Genomic DNA, 19,312 nt, shown 5'->3' with positions numbered 1-19,312 from the left:
AGAAAAAGTGAAACCAATCAACATAATTGGATTAATAGATCGCGATTACCATGATATACCTTCGGTAAAGAATTTTGCCCCAAATATTATAAAAACAGACCATAGAGATCTAGATGTAACCCTATTCATTTCTACTGCAGTTGACGTTTTTTTAAGAGAGTTTGGATCAGGTCAAAAAATCGTTAAAGCTGGCGGTATAGAGGCAATAAAATCCAAGATATTCTCCGAATGCAGAAAAATTGGCTATTGGCGGATCTTATCAAGTTACAAAACCAACAACAACCTGCCACCGCTGTCGTTCAAGGGATTATCTCATTCCCGCTTCATCGACAAGCGATCCTTAGAATTCGATCCCAATTCCTTCTTGGCCCATATACGCGGACTTTCCCGCCACAATATCTCCTATACGCTCAATGATATTGAAATATTCATAAATTCAAATCCTCATATCCGTGAGCTTCCGAACAATCGCATTTGCCGCGGACACGACTTATTTGAGCTTTGCGCCATCTCATTAATGTTTTTCGCAGGAAACCATTCGGCAAATGAATGGGATGGCGATGCAATAGAACGCGTCTGCAGAATCTCCATTGATAAAAACGAAATCCGAAAAATGTCATTTGCCCAAGCCCTAATTACCCACTTTTCCTGCAGCGGATATCAAATTTAGTCACATTCAATTCTGTTTTCATGATGCTAGATTCGCAGGGAAATTGCAATATTTGGTCGATGCTGAAAAGGTCTCTAATTTTCTATCAAAGAAGGAGTTAATATTTGAAAATTGGGTGATATTTCCCCAGAAAAGGCCATTTTATAAAAGAAATCTGGGAAAAAGATGAAGCCGAAGGAAACCCAGCACGGGTAGTGTCCAAAACTGCGGATGAAATGGAAGAATATAGGCTGGGGAAGGGGGCGTTTTTGATAGCGCAGCGGAATTGGACTGCGGCGAGGAATGAGGAAACCCGTTTGGAGTATCGAGTGGCGTTCGCCTGCACGGCCTGCCGTCGTATAAATCATATTGCCTACATCAGTTGTCTCGTAAGCGATTTTCTCAGTGACTCCCTATGTCTACAGCGATCATTGGTCGAGCAAAAAGGCACATTAATAGGTGTAATAATTTCCGCTCTTATTTGGTGCTATACTTGCGGATACTTGGACTGAAATTCGTGATAAGTTGAGTAATTAGGAATGCCTTTGCTTGAATTTATTCGTCCTAACTTCGTTCGGTCTATGCGGCGATGTAAGTAGGCGCATAAGTTCGGAAACTGGCCGACCGAAAGCATATCCCATTTTGCCCCAAACTCCTTCTTAATATTAGCGTAGATCGCAGGATAACGAAAAATGCGTCCTTCTTGAGATGCCGCAAATTCGTTATATCTATCAATAAGATGCTTGGCGTAATTTCGCATTGCCAAAACAGAGGCCACAGTTCCTTCAGGAGCACTGATAATAACCTTTTTCTTTACTTCTCTGATATTTACCGTTCTAGGCCTATCAATGTTCAGCGATTTTACTTCTTTAATTTGAATCGCTCGGTAAGCAGCCAAAAGAGCATCGGCCTGCTTTCCACCGCCATTCGGAAGATCAATGGAGCCATTTCGCTCGTGAATCTCCTTCATTTCCTTCAGTAGTTCAACTGAGTAGGTTTTTGCGTCCGAATCGATGATTTTACTGTGCCTACTACACAGCAAAATTAGGTTGTCGGCATGATGCCTTTGCTCTGCAGTCTGTTTTTTGTCGTAGCGAGGTCCTTTGGGGCTCCTAGCTTTGATGTGGCAGATTATGCCAGTTACGACACCATTAGCTTCTACCAGCGGGAGAGCGCATTGTGGATACGCGCAGCGATTACATGAAAGAGCGAACAGATGCTTAATCGTAGCCAAAGACGGTTCTTTCATAAATGAAAAACAGCTGAAGTTCTACTTGGTAGTTTGACTTTCCTTGACTCCCATCCGTGCCACATGTGCGACTAGGCTGGCGGTTAGGTTAATAAAAACTAACGACTCAAATTGATCATGGCCTAATCCCGCATTGTGATGAGGCTCATTTGAGCCACGACGGATAGCTGTAAATGCTTGATCTAACCACACGTGCGCTCCGGCCCCCATGTATGTTTTCCATTCGTCTTTTAAGCGCTTAGGTCTCTCATCCCAAAACTTATCCAACGCGATGCGGCATTCACCAATAGCCTTATCATAGAACCCCATCAGATGAAGGTGTTTGGCCTCTTTTAGGGCAGCAAAAGCATTTTTAAGTGTTTCGCGATACTCCAACGGAACACGGGGGAATTCAAAAACATGAATCGCACCAAAGTTTGTCGCCTCTAGGGAGGATATCCAGCGGTCACGAGGAATGTGAACATTTACTTCCGACGAGTGGCACGTGAAGCCCTTGAGATAAACAAATGCTTGGTTTTGTAGTTGGGGCTGGTTTTGAGGTTGCGGGATTATTCCGAGTTTTCGAACAGTAATTTTTAGGCACAAACTAAAACTCATCTGCCCGGTTCCAGCCCTCATCTCCTCCAACCAGTTTAATTTTTCGTGGTTAAGCTGAAACGTGAACTGTATATGCCGTGCCCCATATTGGGCCATCTGCTCAATGGGTTCAGGATTAGCTTCGGAAACATGCTGCGTCCCGCAGCGGAGTACACCATAGAGCGTGCCTAATTCATAGACAATGTTTGCCGGTTCCTTTCCTACTTGTTTTAGTTGGATTGGGAGGATCAATCTGGGCGATTTACAATCATAGGCAAAAGCCGCTGCACCGTCTATGATTACGTCGAGAACAAGCCCCTCGTTGTTGAGTTGAGTAGTGGAAGTCATCTGGGTGTGAATGGATCAAACGCGGCCATATTTGCTCTCTTTTCCCGCAGTGATGAAATTCGGTATCACTGCTTCATTTGGCTTATCGTTACCAGGATAAGGGTCGTGTTCATCAAAATACCATGCTCGACGCGTGACACGCCGTTGAACCGTACGGACTTCGTTGGATAGTTCAGCATACGCCACCACCCTGTATCCACATCCCCACTTCTTTGCCCAACCTTTCTTCGCAGAACAGCTAAGATGAAATTCCCTTACATAGGGGAATTGAAACTTATGCTCTAACCAAACGATGTTCGTTTCAAATTCGAGGTTGCGGCTCATTTACATGAGACTTACCAATCGCGTTTTCAGATGCAAACCAAGAGTATCTGAAGTATTTACGTCTACAGAATATCGTTTCGTCCACATCGGCCTGACGTTACAAGTCGTGAAATTCCTTGGAATATGCCTAATTTCTGCAGCGGATCACAGAGAACACCGCATTTGTATTTTAATTCAATTACGCAACTCATATTCCGATTGAAGGAGCATGGCCGTTATCGTTTTTACTCCGACCGGACCGGAGTCTGGCCGGACGAGGGGAAACCTGATTGACGGACGCTTTGGGGGCCGGGGGTTCCCCGAGAGCAACGACAAGCCGGTCTGCAATTGTTTCCTTGAGTCCGGCCTGATGGGCAAACTCTGGCCAGTGTCCGATGGCGCGATGGACTTGGTCCAGAACTTCAGCAGCATCCTTGATCTGGAATTCGGATGCAAACCGGAGCAGATCGTTTCGGGAAGGATTTCGCGTTCCCTGAACGCTCATTGCATGGACTCCCATTTTGTTGGGGCCCGGGCTGTGCGTCAGATCGAAGGCCGGAGAGAGCGCCCACTGGCCGGTTTCGCTCATGGTGAACGCGAAATTCTTTCCGTGATCGTCGCAATTGCGGGCGAGGACGTTGAAGCACAGGCGGCGGAATATCGCAGTGAGCGCGCCGTGATCCCGGGTGAGCCGAAAGGCGACCTTGGCCAGGTCCTCATAAGAGCACAGCAGGTAGGACTGGTGCAAAAGGCCCGACAGTGAATGCGTATGGATTTTATTGGGACCGTTCCGATCAAAACGCAGTATGCCAAAAAGCCCGCGTTTGCCCTTGGGGGTTTCGATCTCGAAAAGCCGGGTATCCGGCATCTCGATGCCCGAGGCTTTTGCCATCAGCGAATAGGCGTATTCGAGCCGGCCCTCCTGCCGGGAGTCCTTGTTCTCGAAAGGAACGGTCGAAAGCTTGATTAACCACCCCTGCGCTTTATCGGGAATGTCCGTGCCGATGCGCAGATTTCCATCGGGCAGCAATGCCGCGAGCACCTTGGGCTTGGCGCCGCCAGCGGAACAGCCCGAGTGAAAAAGGGCCAGCGTGGCGGCGGGAGGACCGACCACAGGTTTGTCCTCTTGGAGGAATGAGGCTTCCCGGTCCACCTGCGCAAGGGTAACCGCCTGGGAAAGAGAAGAGGGAGAATCGATGGCCGGATGGTATTCGAGCGCCCCCATGCCGCTTGTGCCGATGTAACCGAGCCGGACAAGCGGGGACGCGGTTTCCGGGTCGATCCCGGCTTCTTTCAGACGGAGATTCAAGAGGGATTGGCCCCAATGATCCGGCAGACTGTCGGCAAAAACGCCGGGCAGTCCGGAAAAGGTAGGGTCCGGGTGCGTGTAGAGCCCTTGTCTTGCGGAGGGAAGTTGCAGGGGCGAGATTTCGAGTCCTGACGCAGGCCAGTCCTTGTCATACTGGAAATAGATGCGCCCGGAGCCTGGATCGTCGGCCAGTTGTCCGACGGTCTTTTCATGCAAGGTGACTTTAAGATTCATGATTTGTTGGTTCTGCCACGTTTGCGGATTGGCTTGGATTCGAGTTCCTCAATTGAGCGGATCGGAAGAGGAGCAAAGAGGCCCTTGAAATCGTCCTCGCGCCCCAGGGCGACGGAAACAAGGAAGAGCCGTTCGAGGGAGATTTTGCCGGTTTGCTCGAAAAGCTGATAAGTGCCAAAGGAGATACCGGCCCTCCGCGCCAACTCCTGCTGGCTCCAGCCGATCTGGAGTCGGAGAGTCTGGACCTTTTTGGCAATGTCCCGAATGAACTCTTTGGGTGAAAACAGGATCATCCAAATAAGATATTAGTTTCTGAATGGATTTCAATAGAATAACAACTAAAATATTAGTTGATTTTCAGGATTTAGGTAGCCATTCGCATGGCCGGTAGGGCTTGAATTACTTCCGAGGCGTCCCTGCGCACCGTCACGGCCCTCCGACGCGTTCCGATTCGACGAGCGGTTTGTTCAATAGAGCAGACGTAGTTAGCATACCGATACCCGGATGCGTCATTGGACAACGCCGAAACGGATTTCCGAAACGGTGGTTTCGTTTTCCGCCGCGCTGTCGCCTGCCGTTGGTTTTGCCGTCACGGTCACTTCCAGCAGGCGTCCGGAATTGAGCGCGTCGCGGAGCGTGACGAGTTTGCGACCGAGGACTGTGACGGTTTCTTGTCCGGCCGTAATCACGAGCGCATCGGGGTTACCCGGAGAAAACTCCCAGCGTTCAATCGCATCGGCGGGATACGAAACGGCTCTCTCCCCGATACAGAAGCAAACGGCTCGTGTGGCTTCGCCGTCCTCGGCCAGGCGGCCCCATGCGGGCACGGCGGGACGCGCGACCGAGGGTTTGTCGGTCGAATGTTTGAGGCTCATGTGCGATGTGGCTCAGGAGTTCATGCTGCTTTGGTCCATGACTGCGCTGCCGGAGCGGACTTGATCGCCGAGGGGAAGCGGGGAGACCGTCCCAGCAGGACACGGGCGCTGGTCCGGATGCCACCATACATGCCCGACAACATGCCAGCGCGAGGGGAGGACGCCGACGGCGGAGCAACGCTTGCCGGTTCCGATTTCGATTTCGACGGCATGACTTCCGAAACCAGCAGGCGGTCGCCATACCGGCCCATCGCCTCGCGGGCGGCCTCGATATCGGAGGTGTAGATCATCTGGCTTTCGCGGAACCGCGAATTGCTCACGTAAGCCTGCTTGAGGTTGCCGAAGGCGATGCTGGTTTCGCCCATGATGAGGATGCCGCGATCCACCGTCTTGCCTTGAGAGGAGTGCGAGGTCGTCGCATACCCGCAGGTGTATTGACGAAACCGTGACGGTATCTGCCGTCCGTCCCTGAGCAGGATGGCGCCGTCGTCGCCGAAACCGGCGACCTCGACCACGTCGCCGTTTTTCAGTTTTGCCGATCTGTCGTTCGCCTCGATCAGGAGATGCTCGCCGACGGCGACCGGCAACTGTCGGGCGTGTTGCACGTCGAAGCCTCCGATCTTGCGCGGGTCGATCCATTCGCCGGTGCCATCCTCGCACTGCGCATAGAGCAGTTTGCCTCGTCGATGGATGATGCTCGCATAGCTTCCGGCGGCAAAGCCGCCGGATTCGCGATGGAACGCCAGCACGTCGTCCGGATCATAGCTTTCTGCCTGACGGCGCATTTCGCGCGTCAAACCGTAAGACGAGGTGACCGGCATCACCCGTTCTTCGACGGCGAGCATCCCCTCCGCCCGCAGCCGGGCACGGACCTCCTTCGTGAAGGCGTGAATCTCTTCCCACACCGGACAGACCACCAGGCAGCTTTTGCCGGAGCGGATCGACTGCACGTAATCCTCTGCCGCCTTCCGGAACAGCGTGATCGGATTGGGGATTTCCTGCACCGCCTGCAGTTTCTGGAAGCGGGCGACCGCGCCGGTGGCATCGCCCGCGGCCAGATCGGCCACCGCCTCGCGAAACTTCGGGTCGGTCTGACGGCGGATTTGCGTCAGCCGGGCCACCGGCACCTTCGTGAACTTCTGGATTGCCCGCAAGGCGTCGCCGGCCTCGACCGAACCATGCTGTTTGGTGTCGCCGACCAGCAGCAGCCGATAGTCATAGGTCTTCGCCAGCCGGCACAGGTCGCGCATCTGGCGCACCGACATCAGCCCGGCTTCGTCCACGATGATGACCTGACCGCGCAGTTGCGCCTGCAACAGCGGATTGACCAGCACTTGCTGCAACGTGGCCACTTCCGGCGTCAGTTCCTGACGCAACACATCCGTGGCCCCGGCGGACGGAGCGCAGCCGAACGCTTTTATCCCGGCGCCGGCCTGTTCGATGGCGGCCACGACCGTTTTGAGCGAGCGGGTCTTGCCCGTGCCGGCGTCGCCCTGAAAAACCGTCACTCGAGAACGCGACTGCAATATGGTTTCCACGGCTGCGGCCTGCTCTTCACCCAGATCATGGGTCGCGGGCATTTTTCCGAGAACCGGGCAGGTCTCGCGGTGCGCTTCCGCCCACGCGACAAACTCCTCTTCGGATTCCAGAGCTTCACGCGAGGCCAGATCCTCGCCCGTTTGCAACAGTTCGCCGGAAGACGCTCGTTTGCCGATGGCGGAACGAAGGCCCTCAAGCGAGACCTGCCCCCGTCCGACAATCAGGGCTTCACGCAGCAGCAGTCGTTCGTCCACTACGGACCGCCGTTCGAACACATGCGCCTCGGCCGACACCAGCGCGTCGGGGTCTGTCAGCGACAGTCCGTTGTCAGCGGCGGGGACCGGCGTGCCGTCCGCCTGCGCGATCACCGCGCGGATCGTCCCGATGGCCGGGCCGGCTTCCCGGACCCAGCCTTCGCGTAATTCGTCCGCAGATGCGCTGACCTTGTCGGGTCTCGTCCGGACGGTCACAGCCTGCAAACCGTCCTGCGAGGTGATGCCCGCTTCCGCGGCCGTATCCAGAATATGGTGGCGACGCTTGCTGAATGTTTCCCGCAGTTCCCCGGGAAACCCTTTTATTGTGAACCCGATTCCACGGACGCGCTCCAGTTCGTAGCCGGCCGCGCGAAGCCGCACGGCCAGACGGTTGTAGCAGACCTCGCGGAAGAATCCCTGATGGCGATAGAAGGCGGAGGGTTGCACACTCTTCCAGCGGTCTTCCTCATCGTCCCAGGTCACGTTCATGATGCAGACATGGGTGTGAAGCTGCGGGTCAAGCGCCCGGTTTGCTTCGTGCGTGACCACAGCGGCCACCATGTTTCCCGTTGTCCGGTCATCATTGAGTCCGCCCCGACGCACGCGCGTGGCGGTGACGGCCTCGATTTCTTGCAGGGTTTCCCGAACAGCTTCGGTCCACCAGACAGCAATGCGGCTGTCTCCTCCGACGAGGCACGCAATCGAAACGTCCTTCGGCGGTGATATTTGCCCGAAGAATCCGACCCGTCGTTTCTGTCCCTTGTCACTGGCCAGAAGGCTTTCGCCCGTCGCCGGATGCCGACCCGAGCAAAGCCTCTCGAAGTCGTCCTGCCGGCAAACGCCCGACAATCCCAGCCGTTGCGATCCCTTGCCGACCCAAAGCATCTCCGCGCGGCTGCCTTCGCTCAGGTAGTCGCCCAGTTTCATGTGCTCACGGAAGTATTCGAGAGCACCGCTGACGTTGATGCAGGGTTTGTCGAATCGGATCATGGAACTCATCAGAGATTGCTTGACTACGAAAAGTCAAGAAAAATGGAACTTCGTCCAAAAATGGGTTGATCGGAAAAGGAGAGAACGGTTCGGCGGGAAACAGATTTTTTCAGGAAAACAGAGCGGCATCGGGAGGGAGAAAAAAGCATTCCGAATTTTCAAAACGCAGCCACCCGAAAGCAGGAATTTGCCGAAATAAAAGACAGGAAATCATGCCTGTCCGGATACTCATTTAACAAAAAATCAGAAACAGTCACCCGATAAAATCACCTCGTAAATATACCCGGATTTCCATATCATTAAAAACTTCATGGATCACAAATGGCCAAGATTTATCTTATTGTAGCAAGGACACACCACCCCTGGCTTTGGCCAGGAGGACGACCACTTGCCGACCGACAGCCGGATGGCTTTCTGCCGACAGGCAACAGCCTGTTTTTACCGCAAAACTCCGGCCCTGTTTTTCCGGACAATCCGCCGCTTCTCGCATTTTATCTTGACTACGATTTTGAAATGTGCCACGCAAAAAAGCATGAACTCCGACCTGTCCCGACGGGTGCTGGACTTTGCCAGCCGGCTTGAAATCCAGTCGGTTCATCCCAGCCGCCTGCTTCCCCTTCGCGAGGCCATCCTGGCCTTCCGCGCGAAGAACTACAGTTACGAACGCATCGCCGGTTTTTTGAAGCCACAGGGCATCCTCATCTCCGGCTCCTCTGTCGGCGCCTTTTGCCGCAAACACTGTCCCGCTTCCGAAATCAACCGCCTGCGCAAGAATATTGCCGAGGGCGACAACCATTCGCCTGCCGTGCCGGAATCACCGCCGGCCGCTGCCAGGACTCCGTCGCGCTCGTCCTCATCGGGCAGTCAGCGCGGCCCAAAAATCGCCCGCGATGACTTCTAACCCGACACCGCCACCTGCCAATCCACCCGCCGGCCCGGAGTCGTGGCCGTCGAAACGCCTGATCCTGTGCCCGCAAGACAAAGGCGGCATCGGCAAGAGTTTTATTATGACGCTGCTTTACGACTACCTGATCGACCGTGACGCCAATGTGCGGGCCTTTGACCTGGACCATGCCAACTCGACCTTCACCCGCTACGTGCCCGAAGCGGAGTTTATCGACACCGACGTGGACGCCGACAAGCTCGGCGTCCTTGACCGACTGATTGACGCGCTCGGTCAGGCCGATGTGGTGCTGGCCGACAGTCGCGCGGCCGGGGGAATAAAAATCCGGCAGTATTTTGAAGAAAGCCGGATCGTGGAAATGCAACCCGAGTTGGATCTGCTGGTGGTCTTCGTGCTCGTGGCGGTGGACGACAAGGACGCGAACTCGCAGATCGCCGACCTGCTGGACACCTGGGGCAATCGCGTCCGATGGCTGGTGGCCCGCAATCTGCGCGATGGCGACAACCTGCACTTATATATGCGGAGCAACTCCCGCAAGACGCTGGCCGGCTATGGCGCGGTGGAAATCGATGTGCCCTGTCTGGCGGAAATCACCCGGAACCGATTGCAACTGGCCAACCTCACCGTGGGGCGCGGGCGCTCCTCCGATGATCTGTTCCTGCTCGACCGCTCCCGGTGCGTCCGGTTTCACGACCGGATGGCGGCCGAGTTCGGCAGGGCCGGCCGCCTGCTCCTGCCGTGAAGCCGCTGGACCTGCTTGATCCGGAGACCCTGCCCGACGACCTGCGCTGGGTCGTATCGGAGTTCAAGCTACATCCGCGCGACCCGGTGTTTCAGCTCATCGTGTGGCACTGGCAGCGGATCGAAAAAGGCGAGGACCGACTGCAAGCCGCCAGCATGGCCTTGCAGGCCACCATCGACGCGCGGCTGGAGCAGGCCGGCAAAGTGTCGGAGTCCGCCGACGTGCTGGCCGGGCATCTTGTCGCGCTGCGGGAGGCGCTGGACAAGCGGCCTGCGCTGGTCTCCGAACAGCTCGGCGAGGAACTGCGCGCGCCGCTGACCTCGTTTCGGGCGCAGGAGAAGGCTCTGGCCGCCGTCGTCGCGCGTGCCGAGGCCAGCCTTGGCCGGTCCCGGCATGGAGAACGATTGGCCGCCCTCGTCGTCGGCCTGGGGCTGGGTTTTGTGGCTGCGCTGGTTCTCGGCCTGTCCGGGCCATGAGCACACCGTGGCGTGTCTTTGGTGCGCTCATGGTCCTGCTTTGCGTGGGCGGGGCGGTGGCCGTTCGGCTGACCCAGCCGGCACCCGCCGGGTTCTGGCTTCCGGTGATCGGCTTGGGCCTCGCCGTCTGGATTGCCCGCGGCCTGCTGGCCGCGCCTCCGCGACACGACGATGTTGTCCTTCGTTTGTGGGGGCTGGAATGGAAGCGAGACGAAGCCTGCTGCCATTTTTTTGTCACCGGTAGCACCGGAACGGGCAAGACCGCGCGGGCGGTCGTGCCCATCGTCCACTGCCTGCGTTCCTCGCTGCCCTCCACCGGTATCCTTGCCGTGGATTCAAAGGGCGCGCTTTGGAAACCGCTTTCGGAAATCGCCCGTGCCCTCGGGCAGGAGGACGCCTTGCGCCTGATCCGGGTCCGGCCTCCGCACATTCCACCAGAAAAATGGAACGCTCCGCTGAAAATGAACGTGCTCGCCGACCGTTCGATCCCTTGGGGAACGTATGCCAAAATCATCGTCGATACGGCCTCGGCCGCCGGCCAGCGTGGCGGGCAGACATTTTTTAAGGAGTCGGCCCGCGATGTCGTCACGCACGCGATGCAGGCGCTCGACGCCGCCGGCCTACTGGTAACGCTCGATAACGTTCACAACGCCGTCTGCAACTCCGCCGACACCGCCGAGCTGATCGCCGCCCTCGACAAGGCGACCGGTGACGCCGCCGCGGTCGAGCGGCAGTTTTTTAAAGATTTCGCGGCCCAGCCGCCGGAGCAGCGGAGCGGCACGGTTTATACGGTCGCCAATTATCTGCGGCCCTACACACCGCCCGACATCGCCGAGGTGTTCTGTTCGCCGGAGGCCAATTTTTCGCTGGCCGAGATCGACGAGGGACGGCTCATCTGCCTGTCCGTTCCGCAGACGTATCAGGTGGAGCGCAAATACCTCAACCTGCTTTGCAAGCAGCTCATGTTCCTGCACGGCTTCCGGCGTTTCGACCTCGATGCGGCCGAACTGCGCAAGCGCAACCTGATCGTGCTGGTGCTGGACGAGGGGCAGAAGACGACGCTGGTCTCCGAGGACGGGTTTTCCGATCACGGCACGGTGGACGAACTCCGCGAGGCCGGCATGTGCATCATCTCCGCCACGCAAACGCCGCTTTCGTTGTATGCGGCGTTTGAGACCGAGAAAAAGGCCGATGTGTTTATGGCGAACCTGCGCACGCAGATCCATTTTCAGGCCGCGGACGAAAAGGGCGCGGCCATCCTGTCGTCCAAGATGGGCGGACGGGAAATCCGCAAATACAGCGGCGGCACCAGCGGCGGCAAAACCTCGCGCAACTGGCAACTGGCCGACGAGCCTTGGTTCAAACCGGCGCGACTTTTGTCGCTGCCCGCCGGATACGCGGTCATCAAACATCCGGGACGGACCGGCAGGCCGTTCCTCAAAAAGCTGCCGTTCACCTCCTTCACCCGCGCCAACGAGTATGTGAAGGGGAATCCGTAGCCGGCTTGTTCCGAAATCAGGGAACGGAGTGTTTTTTTTCCCGGTGACGGCGGGGATGTCCGACATGGCGTTGATCCGAATCCGACCGTGAGCCGGGGCGCCGGAGTGCGCTTTCGAGGTGAAACGCGAGGCTGGGCCGTCGAGGTATGGCGGTAAAGATCCGAAGGCGCCTGCCTGCGATGTTCACGACGTGGCTGGTTTGTCGGCGGGTGGTTGGCGGTTGATTGCCGTCCGCTTGTTCGCCGTGTGGCGGACGCCTGTTTGCCGGCAGGTGGCCAACGCCTAGTCTCCGGTTTGCCGATTATTTTTTGATTTTCCGCTTGCGTTAATATCGTATGCAAATCATCAGATAATACATGAAGCCTTCTTCAACCATGAATACTGCTCCGGTCAGGACCACGTTTTCCTTCTATACGGAAGACCTCGACGCGCTGCGCGAACTGCGCCGCAAACTGCGCGAACTCGGACTGCGCATCGACACCGCCAAGGCCGTGCGCGGCATCATCCACGTTACCTCGGAATCGGAACTGCTGGCGCGCTCCATCATCCGGTTCAAGGCCGACGAAGCCAAAAAAGGCCCGCGCGAAATCGAGATGGTCGAAACGCGGCTCAGCGTGGTCATTCCAGGCGAAGACCTCCGCAAGCTCGATGAGGTGGTGGACGAACTCGACCTGAAGCGCATCAAGACGAACCGCAGCTACGTCCTGCGCGCCCTCCTGCGCTCGCTTCCGCCCGTGGAGACAATCTTCAAGCCGCTGGCAAAGTTCACCGAGGGAAAACGCAAGGCCACACGCGAGCAGGCCATCAAGGCCCGCGCGACCACACTCGCCGCGCGGAAAGCGCGGGCGAAAAAACGCCGCTGATTTCGCAGCATTATCCCGGCTTTCGGCATTCCGAATTGTCCCTCCCTGATACGATTGCGCTAAACGCCGCCAGCAGAAAGCCAGGCAAGCGGCCCCACCGGCACAGCCAACTCACGGTGTCGTCTCGTTCTGCCGGTTGAGCGACAGCACGACCCGCTTGATCTTTCCGTCCTCGCTCCTGACGAACTCATATCGGATCGGCGCTGTCAGGTGAATCAGATCGAAAATTTCCTCAAGCGATTCCCTTCCGAACCGGGCGGTGATCGTCTGTTCCCGCAGCTTTTGGTCGGTGATCTCCACCACGATGCCGAAACGGCGTTCCAGTTCCTTCATGGCCGAAGGCAATGGTTCGTTTTCCCACACCAGCTTGTCCTGTATCCACCCGACCGCCTCTCCGGCCGGAACCGTCCGGACCTCTCCCTTGCCGGTCTCCGCGGCGACCGAGTAACGCATGCCGTCGGTCAGCGTGACCGGAGTCGTCGCGGTCGCGCCGCGAGACCCTGCTGGCGTTACCTGCACCTTGCCATGCACCAGCGTCACCTGTGCCTGGCTTCCGTCATCAAACGCCCTGACATTGAACTGCGTGCCGAGAACGGTGACCCGCAATGTCGAAGTCTCGACCACGAACGGACGCCTTTCATCCCGCGCCACATCAAAAAATCCTTCCCCCTTCAAACGCACGACCCTGTTGCGGGGGCCAAACGCATCCGGATAGGAAAGCGTGCTGCCGGCATTGAGAGTAATTTTTGTCCCGTCACCGAGCGTGAGCATCAGGCGCTCGCCTGCTCCGTTGACCTGCTCGATCCATCGGATTGGTGCGATGGCCATTTCCGCCGGCCGCTTTGGCCGGGAGACGACGAAGACCGCCAGAATCACGACGGCAAGCGATGCCGCCGCCAGCGCGATGCCTCCAGTCGTAACCGGGAAACGGATACGCCATGCGGCAGACTGCCACCATCCCGCCCGCTTTTTCTTTTCCGTGCGTTTCGTCGCCGCGGATTCCGTCGTGGCACTCCGGATTTTTTCCAGCGCTCCCTTTACATCGTAGCCTTTAAGCGCATTGGCGGGATTGCCCTCCCAGCCGCTCCGCATGGTCTCGAACATTTTTTTCCATTGAGGATCGTCGAGCAACCCGGCCAGCCGCCGTTGTTCGTCGCCTGTTGCCTCACCGGTGAGGCAGCGGGTGGCGAGAGAGTAAAAGGCGATCTGCGGATCATCTTCGGGATGCATGTGGCAAGGGTCTCTCTATAATAAGTCAGGAAAATCGGGGAAAATCTGCCATGTTGCGTGTATTTTTCATCGGAAAGAATTATGCCTGTCCGCTCCGGGGTCCCCGGGCCACGAGCCGGCGCAGCCGCGGCAGGGCTGCATCGATCTGGCGACTGGCACGCACCATCTGATGCTGCACCGCAGCCACCGAAATGCCGAGGAGCGAGGCAATTTCCTTGTAACGCCGGTTCTCCAGCCGGTTCATCCTGAAAACCGCCCGGCGCTGCTCGGGCATGTCCTCCAGCAGCGCGTCGATCTCGCTCCGCAATTCCCGGTAAAGCAGATCCCCGTCGGCGCGATGCTCGTCAACAAGCGCGTCCTCGGGCATTTCGTGAAGAGGCACTTCGCCCGTCCTGATCTGGCTGAGCCGGATGTTGATGGATTGCTTGCGGACGGCGCCGAACAGATAGCTGCGCACGCCGGCCGTGATCTCCAAGCTGTGTCGTCGTTGCCACAGGCGGATGAAGACGTTGGAGGCGGCTTCTTCCGCGAGTTCGTGCCGGCCCACGAGAGATTCGGAAAACTGGCAGAGGTGAACGTAATACCGACCTGCCAGCACGAGCAGGGCCTGCTGGTCGTCTGCCCGGATGCGGGTCGCCAGTTCCTCGTCGCTAGAGCCGGTCAGGTCCATAAAAAGGAATCTCCCGGACAACCCCGGCCGGGTCGGGCGACGGCCAGAGCGGCGTTTCCCGAAATCCCGGCCGGCGCGAGATTGATGTACCACCTTTCCCATGACAGCAGGTCGCGGGTTCTCCGGTTGCGGACGATGATTTTCCGGTCACGCCGCTGGAACACCACATCAGTCAGCAGGGTGAGCGAAGAAAACAGGTCGGAGAGGGAAAGCTTCGATCCGGCTTCGACCGCCACCCGGGTGTCGAGAGGGAGCTGGCTGGGCAGGTAGATGAACTCGAAGGACGTCTGCTTTTCGACCAGGGTAAAAATATCGCGCAACGTGACCGGTCCCGCGCTGATCGGCGCGATGTCCACCGTGGTTCGGACAAACACCGCGTCATCCGTGTAGGAAATCCGGGCCGGTTTCTGCCCCTCCGCTGCGGTCCCGCCCGCACACGTCGCCGCCAGCAGAAAAAATGGAAAAATTCCGGAGCGGAGTTTGGACAGGATCATCGGTGTGGAAGACGAGAAGGATGTTGGCCGGGCAGGAAAGGCCAGTTGCCGGCGATGGACAGGGATGAATACCCACGAACTCTTTTTTGTCCGGGATCAAGATTTCTAAAGTAACAACCTTGTGACAACGGCAGATGCTTTGCCTTACCGGATGCAGGGGGGGGAGGGATCAATTCGGCGTATCCTGTGCTCATGATACGTTCGGGACGCAGGCAGAGAAATCATGATCGGGACCGGAAAGAATCTCGCGGACCCGCGTGCAATGACGGTCCGCAGGTCCGGCATTTCTCCGGATATTTTCATCCGATCTGCCACCCCCTTCGCTTTTTTTTCGGGAAAATGTGTTTGTAACATAAACGTAACACCCGGGGCGGCAGATTTCGGTGATTTTCCCTGACTTATTATATGCAAGGGCAACACGTCCGCGCCCGGCATCACCGCTACGACTCACCATTTGCCAACTGCCACCGTCCGCTTCCGCAGACCCGACCCGAATCGCCACAACCGGCTCCCTTATTTCCGTCACTCATCTGTGAATCCCGTTTCCTTTCCCTGCTCACTCATCCTGCTCCTGTCCGCCTGTGTTTTTCCGCTTGCAGCAGCCGAACCACCAAACCCGTCGTCCGCCGCGCCGGCTGCGCCGCCGCAGTACATCGACATTTTCGAGTACCGGGTGGAGGGCGTCCACAAGCTGACGCCGCGGGAGGTGGAAAAGACGGTTTATCCATGGCTGGGCGAAGCGCGCACGCCCGACGATGTCGAGGGCGCCCGGGTCGCGCTCGAAAAACTGTATCAAAGTAAAGGATACCAGACGGTGGCTGTGCAGGTGCCGCAACAGCAGGTGCAGAACAATACGGTGGTCATCCGGGTGACCGAGGGAACGGTGGGGCGGCTGCGCATCCGCGGCTCCCGCTACTTCGATCATAACCAGATCAAGGAAAAGGCGCCATCGATCGCCGAGGGAAAAGTTCCGGACTTCAACGCGGTCACGCGCGACATCATCGCCCTCAATCAGCTTCCGGACCGGAAGGTCACGCCGTCACTTCGCGCGGGGGTCGCCCCTGGCACCGTCGATATCGACCTCAACGTCGAGGACACGCTTCCATTCCACGGCAGCCTCGAACTGAACAATCGCCACAGTGCGAACACCAAACCGCTGCGCCTGAACGGCTCGGCCAGCTACGGCAACCTCTGGCAACTGGAGCACACGCTCGGCCTCAGTTTCCAGATCGCGCCGGAGCGCATCGACGACGCGAAGGTGTTTTCGGCCTACTACCTCGCTCCGGTCCCGAATTCTCCCGTCAAGCTGCTCCTGCAGGGAGTGAAGCAGGACAGCGACGTGTCCACGCTGGGCACCTTCGATGTGGCGGGCCGCGGCGAGATCGTCGGCCTGCAGGCGATCGTGGCCCTGACCGGTTCGGAGACCTATACGCACAGCCTGACCGGCGGTTTCGACTACAAGCATTTTGACGAGTTGCTGACGCTGACCGGCATGCCCGACGCCACGCAGACGCCGATTACCTACTACCCGTTTTCCGTCACCTACACGGGCACATCGGTCGGGAAGAAAGCCATCACGCAGTTCAACGCCGGGCTCAATTTCCACTTCCGCGGCCTGGGCAGTTCATCGGAGGAATTTTCCAACAAACGCTACGGCTCCGACGGCAGCTACATCTACTTTCGCGGGGACATTGCGCAGACGCGCGACATTGCTGCCGACTGGCAGCTTTTCGCAAAACTCCAGGGCCAGCTTTCCAGCCAGCCGCTCATCTCGTCCGAACAGTTCGGAGCCGGCGGTCTCGGCACCGTGCGCGGTTATCTCGAATCCGAGACGATGGGGGACAACGGCATTGCCGGCACCATCGAACTGCGCACGCCGCCGCTCACCCTCGGCGGCTTCCTCGACGAGTGGCGCCTCTATGTCTTCACCGACTGGGCCGGCCTGACGCTTACCGATACGCTGCCCGAACAGGATTCCCGCTTCCTGCTCGGCAGTGTCGGCGCGGGCATGACCCTGAAATTCAGAAAACACTTCAACGGCTCCCTCGATCTCGGCCTGCCCCTGCGCAGCGAGGGCGGGACCGAACATTTTGACCCCCGGCTCACCTTCCGTGTCTGGGCCGACTTCTGAGAAACACCGCACTTTTTTCCGGCACCTTCCGCGACAACCAACACGAAAACTGCATATGAAACGACCGACTCGATTCTGGTTCAAAAACGCACTGCTCGGCCTGGTAGCCCTGCTCGGCGTTCCCGGCGTGGCCCACGCCTGGTGGAACGACGAATGGGCACTGCGCAAGAAACTGACCATCGACGCCACGCCCGTCGGGGCCGGCATCACCGATCCGGTGGGCGGGGCGCCCGTCCTCGTGCGCCTGCACATCGGCAACTTCCAGTTCGACCGCGCCCGCGGCGACGGCGGTGACATCCGCTTTGTCGCCGAAGACGACAAGACGGTTCTCCCGCATCACGTCGCCCAGTTCGACTCGCTCCTCGGCGAGGCGTTTGTGTGGGTGCGCGTCCCCGACGTGAAATCCGGTGCGCAGACCGCTGTCTGGCTCTACTACGGCAACCAGGCTGCGCCTTCCGTCGAAAACGCGAAGGGCACCTATGATGCCGACACCGTGCTTGCCTGGCATTTTGGGGAACGCGGCCAGCCGGCCCGCGATTTTTCGGGCAACGAGAACAACGCGGCCAACCCCGGCATTCCGGCCGAGGGCACGCTGATCGGCACCGGCCTGCGTTTCGACGGCAACTCCGCCATCACCGTCCCCGCCACGCCCTCGCTCGCCTGGACCGCCAACGCTCCGCTGACCTGGTCAGCCTGGGTGAAACCGGCCACGCTCGCCGGACGCGCCATCATTTACAGCCGCCGTTCTGCCGCTGGTCCGCAAACCGCCTTCCTCGTCGGCACCGAGCAGGGCGCTCCTTTTGTGGAAGTCACCGCAGCCGGCAACACCCTCCGTTCGCCTGCTGGCGCACTCTTGACGGTCAACACCTGGCACCACCTCGCCGCAGTGGCCGACGGCACCCGCATCACGCTCTATGTCGACGGCAATTCCTACGCCACGCTTGATTCCGGTATCCCTTCTCTCGATACGCAGGCCGCGCTCGGCGGCGACCGCTCGACCCCCGATGCCGCGGTCACGTCCGGCTTTGCCGGCGAACTGGTCGAGTTCCAGCTTGCCCGCGCCGCCCGGCCAGCCGGTTTCATAAAATTCCTCGCGGCCTCGCAGGGCGGTGAGTCCGGAGCCCGCGCGGTTCTGTTCGGTGAAGAAGAACTCTCGGGCGGCGGCGGAAACGGGGGACATTCGGGATATTTTACGGTCATCATCCAAAACCTCACCTTCGATGGCTGGATCGTCATCGTTATTCTGGCTGTGATGAGCGCGATCAGCCTCGCGGTCATGGTCGCCAAAAACGGCTACATCGACGCGGTCCGCAAGGGGAACGAGCGCTTCCTAAAAATCTTCAACGAACGCGTGGCCGGCGACCTGACCGTCCTCGATAACACCAACCACCAGGTCTCTTCGCTTGGCGGCCAGCTCACCGATGCCGAGCGGAAACTCATCTCGCGCGCGCCGCTCTACCGTCTTTACCACATCGGAGCCGAGGAAATCCGCAAACGACTTTCCGAAACAAAAAAAGGCGATGAAAGATCCCTTTCCGCGCATGCGATCAGAGCCATCACCGCGAGCATGGACGGCGGTCGTGTCCGCGAACAACAGCGCCTCAACAAACAGATGGTGCTCTTGACGATTGCCATCTCCGGCGGTCCGTTTCTCGGACTGCTCGGCACCGTGGTCGGCGTCATGATCACCTTCGCGGCCGTGGCCATGGCCGGCGACGTCAACGTCAACGCCATCGCGCCCGGCATCGCCGCCGCGCTGCTGGCCACCGTGGCCGGCCTGGCCGTGGCGATCCCCGCGCTGTTCGGCTACAACTACCTGCTCACGCGAGTGAAAGATGTGACCGCCGACATGCAGGTCTTCGTGGACGAGTTCGTCACGAAGATCGCCGAGTTTTACCCGAAGCGCGCTTCCGAAAAAGCGAAACTCGCCAGCACCGAATAACCCGGTGCGCCCTCTGTTTATTCCACATCCCACAA

At 58.2% G+C, this 19,312-nt stretch carries 17 protein-coding genes; 8 read left to right on the top strand and 9 right to left on the bottom strand.

Going from position 1 to position 19,312, the window contains the following annotated elements:
- Window positions 1–1,523 precede the first annotated feature (1,523 nt).
- Window positions 1,524–1,631 (top strand): hypothetical protein, encoded by a 108-nt coding sequence (locus OPIT5_22320; protein AHF94628.1) that lies wholly within the window; start codon window positions 1,524–1,526, stop codon window positions 1,629–1,631.
- Between the two features lie 288 nt (window positions 1,632–1,919).
- On the opposite strand, the gene OPIT5_22315 is transcribed toward OPIT5_22320, so the two are convergent.
- The 6 genes from OPIT5_22315 to OPIT5_22290 form a co-directional block, all read right to left on the bottom strand.
- Window positions 1,920–2,822: a hypothetical protein gene (locus OPIT5_22315; GenBank protein AHF94627.1), complete on the bottom strand. Its 903-nt coding sequence runs from the start codon at window positions 2,820–2,822 to the stop codon at window positions 1,920–1,922.
- 511 nt (window positions 2,823–3,333) lie between these two features.
- Complete coding sequence (locus tag OPIT5_22310; protein AHF92561.1) at window positions 3,334–4,668, bottom strand: phosphatidylinositol kinase; 1,335 nt, start codon at window positions 4,666–4,668, stop codon at window positions 3,334–3,336.
- On the bottom strand, window positions 4,665–4,961 hold the full coding sequence (locus tag OPIT5_22305) for a transcriptional regulator (GenBank protein ID AHF92560.1): 297 nt from the start codon (window positions 4,959–4,961) through the stop codon (window positions 4,665–4,667). Before OPIT5_22305 ends, OPIT5_22310 begins: the two co-directional genes overlap by 4 nt.
- Before the next feature lie 216 nt (window positions 4,962–5,177).
- On the bottom strand, window positions 5,178–5,543 hold the full coding sequence (locus OPIT5_22300) for a hypothetical protein (GenBank protein ID AHF92559.1): 366 nt from the start codon (window positions 5,541–5,543) through the stop codon (window positions 5,178–5,180).
- 20 nt (window positions 5,544–5,563) lie between these two features.
- Window positions 5,564–8,326 (bottom strand): conjugal transfer protein, encoded by a 2,763-nt coding sequence (locus tag OPIT5_22295; GenBank protein AHF92558.1) that lies wholly within the window; start codon window positions 8,324–8,326, stop codon window positions 5,564–5,566.
- Window positions 8,327–8,435: 109 nt separating this feature from the next.
- Window positions 8,436–8,540 carry a hypothetical protein gene (locus OPIT5_22290; protein AHF94626.1) on the bottom strand — a complete coding sequence of 35 codons (105 nt, stop codon included), beginning with the start codon at window positions 8,538–8,540 and terminating at the stop codon, window positions 8,436–8,438.
- Between the two features lie 318 nt (window positions 8,541–8,858).
- On the opposite strand from OPIT5_22290, the gene OPIT5_22285 reads away from it, so the two are divergent.
- The 5 genes from OPIT5_22285 (at window position 8,859) to OPIT5_22265 (ending at window position 12,810) form a co-directional block, all read left to right on the top strand.
- On the top strand, window positions 8,859–9,227 hold the full coding sequence (locus OPIT5_22285) for a hypothetical protein (GenBank protein ID AHF92557.1): 369 nt from the start codon (window positions 8,859–8,861) through the stop codon (window positions 9,225–9,227).
- Entirely contained in the window at window positions 9,103–9,972 is an 870-nt protein-coding gene (locus OPIT5_22280) for a hypothetical protein (GenBank protein AHF92556.1), read from the top strand. Before OPIT5_22285 ends, OPIT5_22280 begins: the two co-directional genes overlap by 125 nt.
- Window positions 9,969–10,448, top strand: a complete 480-nt coding sequence (locus tag OPIT5_22275) for a hypothetical protein (GenBank protein ID AHF92555.1) — start codon at window positions 9,969–9,971, stop codon at window positions 10,446–10,448. Before OPIT5_22280 ends, OPIT5_22275 begins: the two co-directional genes overlap by 4 nt.
- A complete protein-coding gene (locus OPIT5_22270; GenBank protein ID AHF92554.1) occupies window positions 10,445–11,947 on the top strand; it encodes a hypothetical protein in 1,503 nt (500 codons plus the stop codon). Before OPIT5_22275 ends, OPIT5_22270 begins: the two co-directional genes overlap by 4 nt.
- A gap of 356 nt (window positions 11,948–12,303) precedes the next feature.
- Window positions 12,304–12,810 carry a hypothetical protein gene (locus tag OPIT5_22265; GenBank protein ID AHF92553.1) on the top strand — a complete coding sequence of 169 codons (507 nt, stop codon included), beginning with the start codon at window positions 12,304–12,306 and terminating at the stop codon, window positions 12,808–12,810.
- Window positions 12,811–12,921: 111 nt separating this feature from the next.
- Here the strand turns inward: OPIT5_22265 and OPIT5_22260 are convergent, their stop codons facing one another.
- The 3 genes from OPIT5_22260 to OPIT5_22250 form a co-directional block, all read right to left on the bottom strand.
- A complete protein-coding gene (locus tag OPIT5_22260) occupies window positions 12,922–14,040 on the bottom strand; it encodes an anti-FecI sigma factor FecR (protein ID AHF92552.1) in 1,119 nt (372 codons plus the stop codon).
- A 79-nt stretch (window positions 14,041–14,119) separates the two neighbouring features.
- The gene (locus OPIT5_22255) at window positions 14,120–14,710 is read right to left on the bottom strand and encodes an RNA polymerase subunit sigma-24 (protein ID AHF92551.1); all 591 of its coding nucleotides are present in this window, start codon (window positions 14,708–14,710) and stop codon (window positions 14,120–14,122) included.
- Complete coding sequence (locus OPIT5_22250) at window positions 14,701–15,204, bottom strand: hypothetical protein (GenBank protein AHF92550.1); 504 nt, start codon at window positions 15,202–15,204, stop codon at window positions 14,701–14,703. Before OPIT5_22250 ends, OPIT5_22255 begins: the two co-directional genes overlap by 10 nt.
- A 532-nt stretch (window positions 15,205–15,736) precedes the next feature.
- Here OPIT5_22250 and OPIT5_22245 point away from each other — a divergent pair.
- Complete coding sequence (locus OPIT5_22245) at window positions 15,737–17,335, top strand: hemin-binding protein (GenBank protein AHF92549.1); 1,599 nt, start codon at window positions 15,737–15,739, stop codon at window positions 17,333–17,335.
- Window positions 17,336–17,390: 55 nt separating this feature from the next.
- Window positions 17,391–19,277 (top strand): biopolymer transporter ExbB, encoded by a 1,887-nt coding sequence (locus OPIT5_22240; protein AHF92548.1) that lies wholly within the window; start codon window positions 17,391–17,393, stop codon window positions 19,275–19,277.
- The last annotated feature ends 35 nt before the right edge of the window (window positions 19,278–19,312 follow it).

The sequence above is a fragment of the Opitutaceae bacterium TAV5 genome (genome assembly GCA_000242935.3).
GTDB lineage: Bacteria > Verrucomicrobiota > Verrucomicrobiia > Opitutales > Opitutaceae > Geminisphaera.
The sequence above is the reverse complement of the archived record's forward strand: the minus strand, read 5'-3'. Positions and strand labels throughout refer to the sequence as shown.

Excerpts from the sequence above, each read along its gene's own strand:
- OPIT5_22315 (AHF94627.1), bottom strand. The coding sequence starts at position 2,822 with ATGACTTCCACTACTCAACTCAACAACGAGGGGCTTGTTCTCGACGTA.
- OPIT5_22310 (AHF92561.1), bottom strand. The coding sequence starts at position 4,668 with ATGAATCTTAAAGTCACCTTGCATGAAAAGACCGTCGGACAACTGGCC.
- OPIT5_22305 (AHF92560.1), bottom strand. The coding sequence starts at position 4,961 with ATGATCCTGTTTTCACCCAAAGAGTTCATTCGGGACATTGCCAAAAAG.
- OPIT5_22300 (AHF92559.1), bottom strand. The coding sequence starts at position 5,543 with ATGAGCCTCAAACATTCGACCGACAAACCCTCGGTCGCGCGTCCCGCC.
- OPIT5_22295 (AHF92558.1), bottom strand. The coding sequence starts at position 8,326 with ATGATCCGATTCGACAAACCCTGCATCAACGTCAGCGGTGCTCTCGAA.
- OPIT5_22290 (AHF94626.1), bottom strand. The coding sequence starts at position 8,540 with ATGATTTCCTGTCTTTTATTTCGGCAAATTCCTGCTTTCGGGTGGCTG.
- OPIT5_22285 (AHF92557.1), top strand. The coding sequence starts at position 8,859 with ATGAACTCCGACCTGTCCCGACGGGTGCTGGACTTTGCCAGCCGGCTT.
- OPIT5_22270 (AHF92554.1), top strand. The coding sequence starts at position 10,445 with ATGAGCACACCGTGGCGTGTCTTTGGTGCGCTCATGGTCCTGCTTTGC.
- OPIT5_22265 (AHF92553.1), top strand. The coding sequence starts at position 12,304 with ATGAAGCCTTCTTCAACCATGAATACTGCTCCGGTCAGGACCACGTTT.
- OPIT5_22260 (AHF92552.1), bottom strand. The coding sequence starts at position 14,040 with ATGCATCCCGAAGATGATCCGCAGATCGCCTTTTACTCTCTCGCCACC.
- OPIT5_22255 (AHF92551.1), bottom strand. The coding sequence starts at position 14,710 with ATGGACCTGACCGGCTCTAGCGACGAGGAACTGGCGACCCGCATCCGG.
- OPIT5_22250 (AHF92550.1), bottom strand. The coding sequence starts at position 15,204 with ATGATCCTGTCCAAACTCCGCTCCGGAATTTTTCCATTTTTTCTGCTG.
- OPIT5_22240 (AHF92548.1), top strand. The coding sequence starts at position 17,391 with ATGAAACGACCGACTCGATTCTGGTTCAAAAACGCACTGCTCGGCCTG.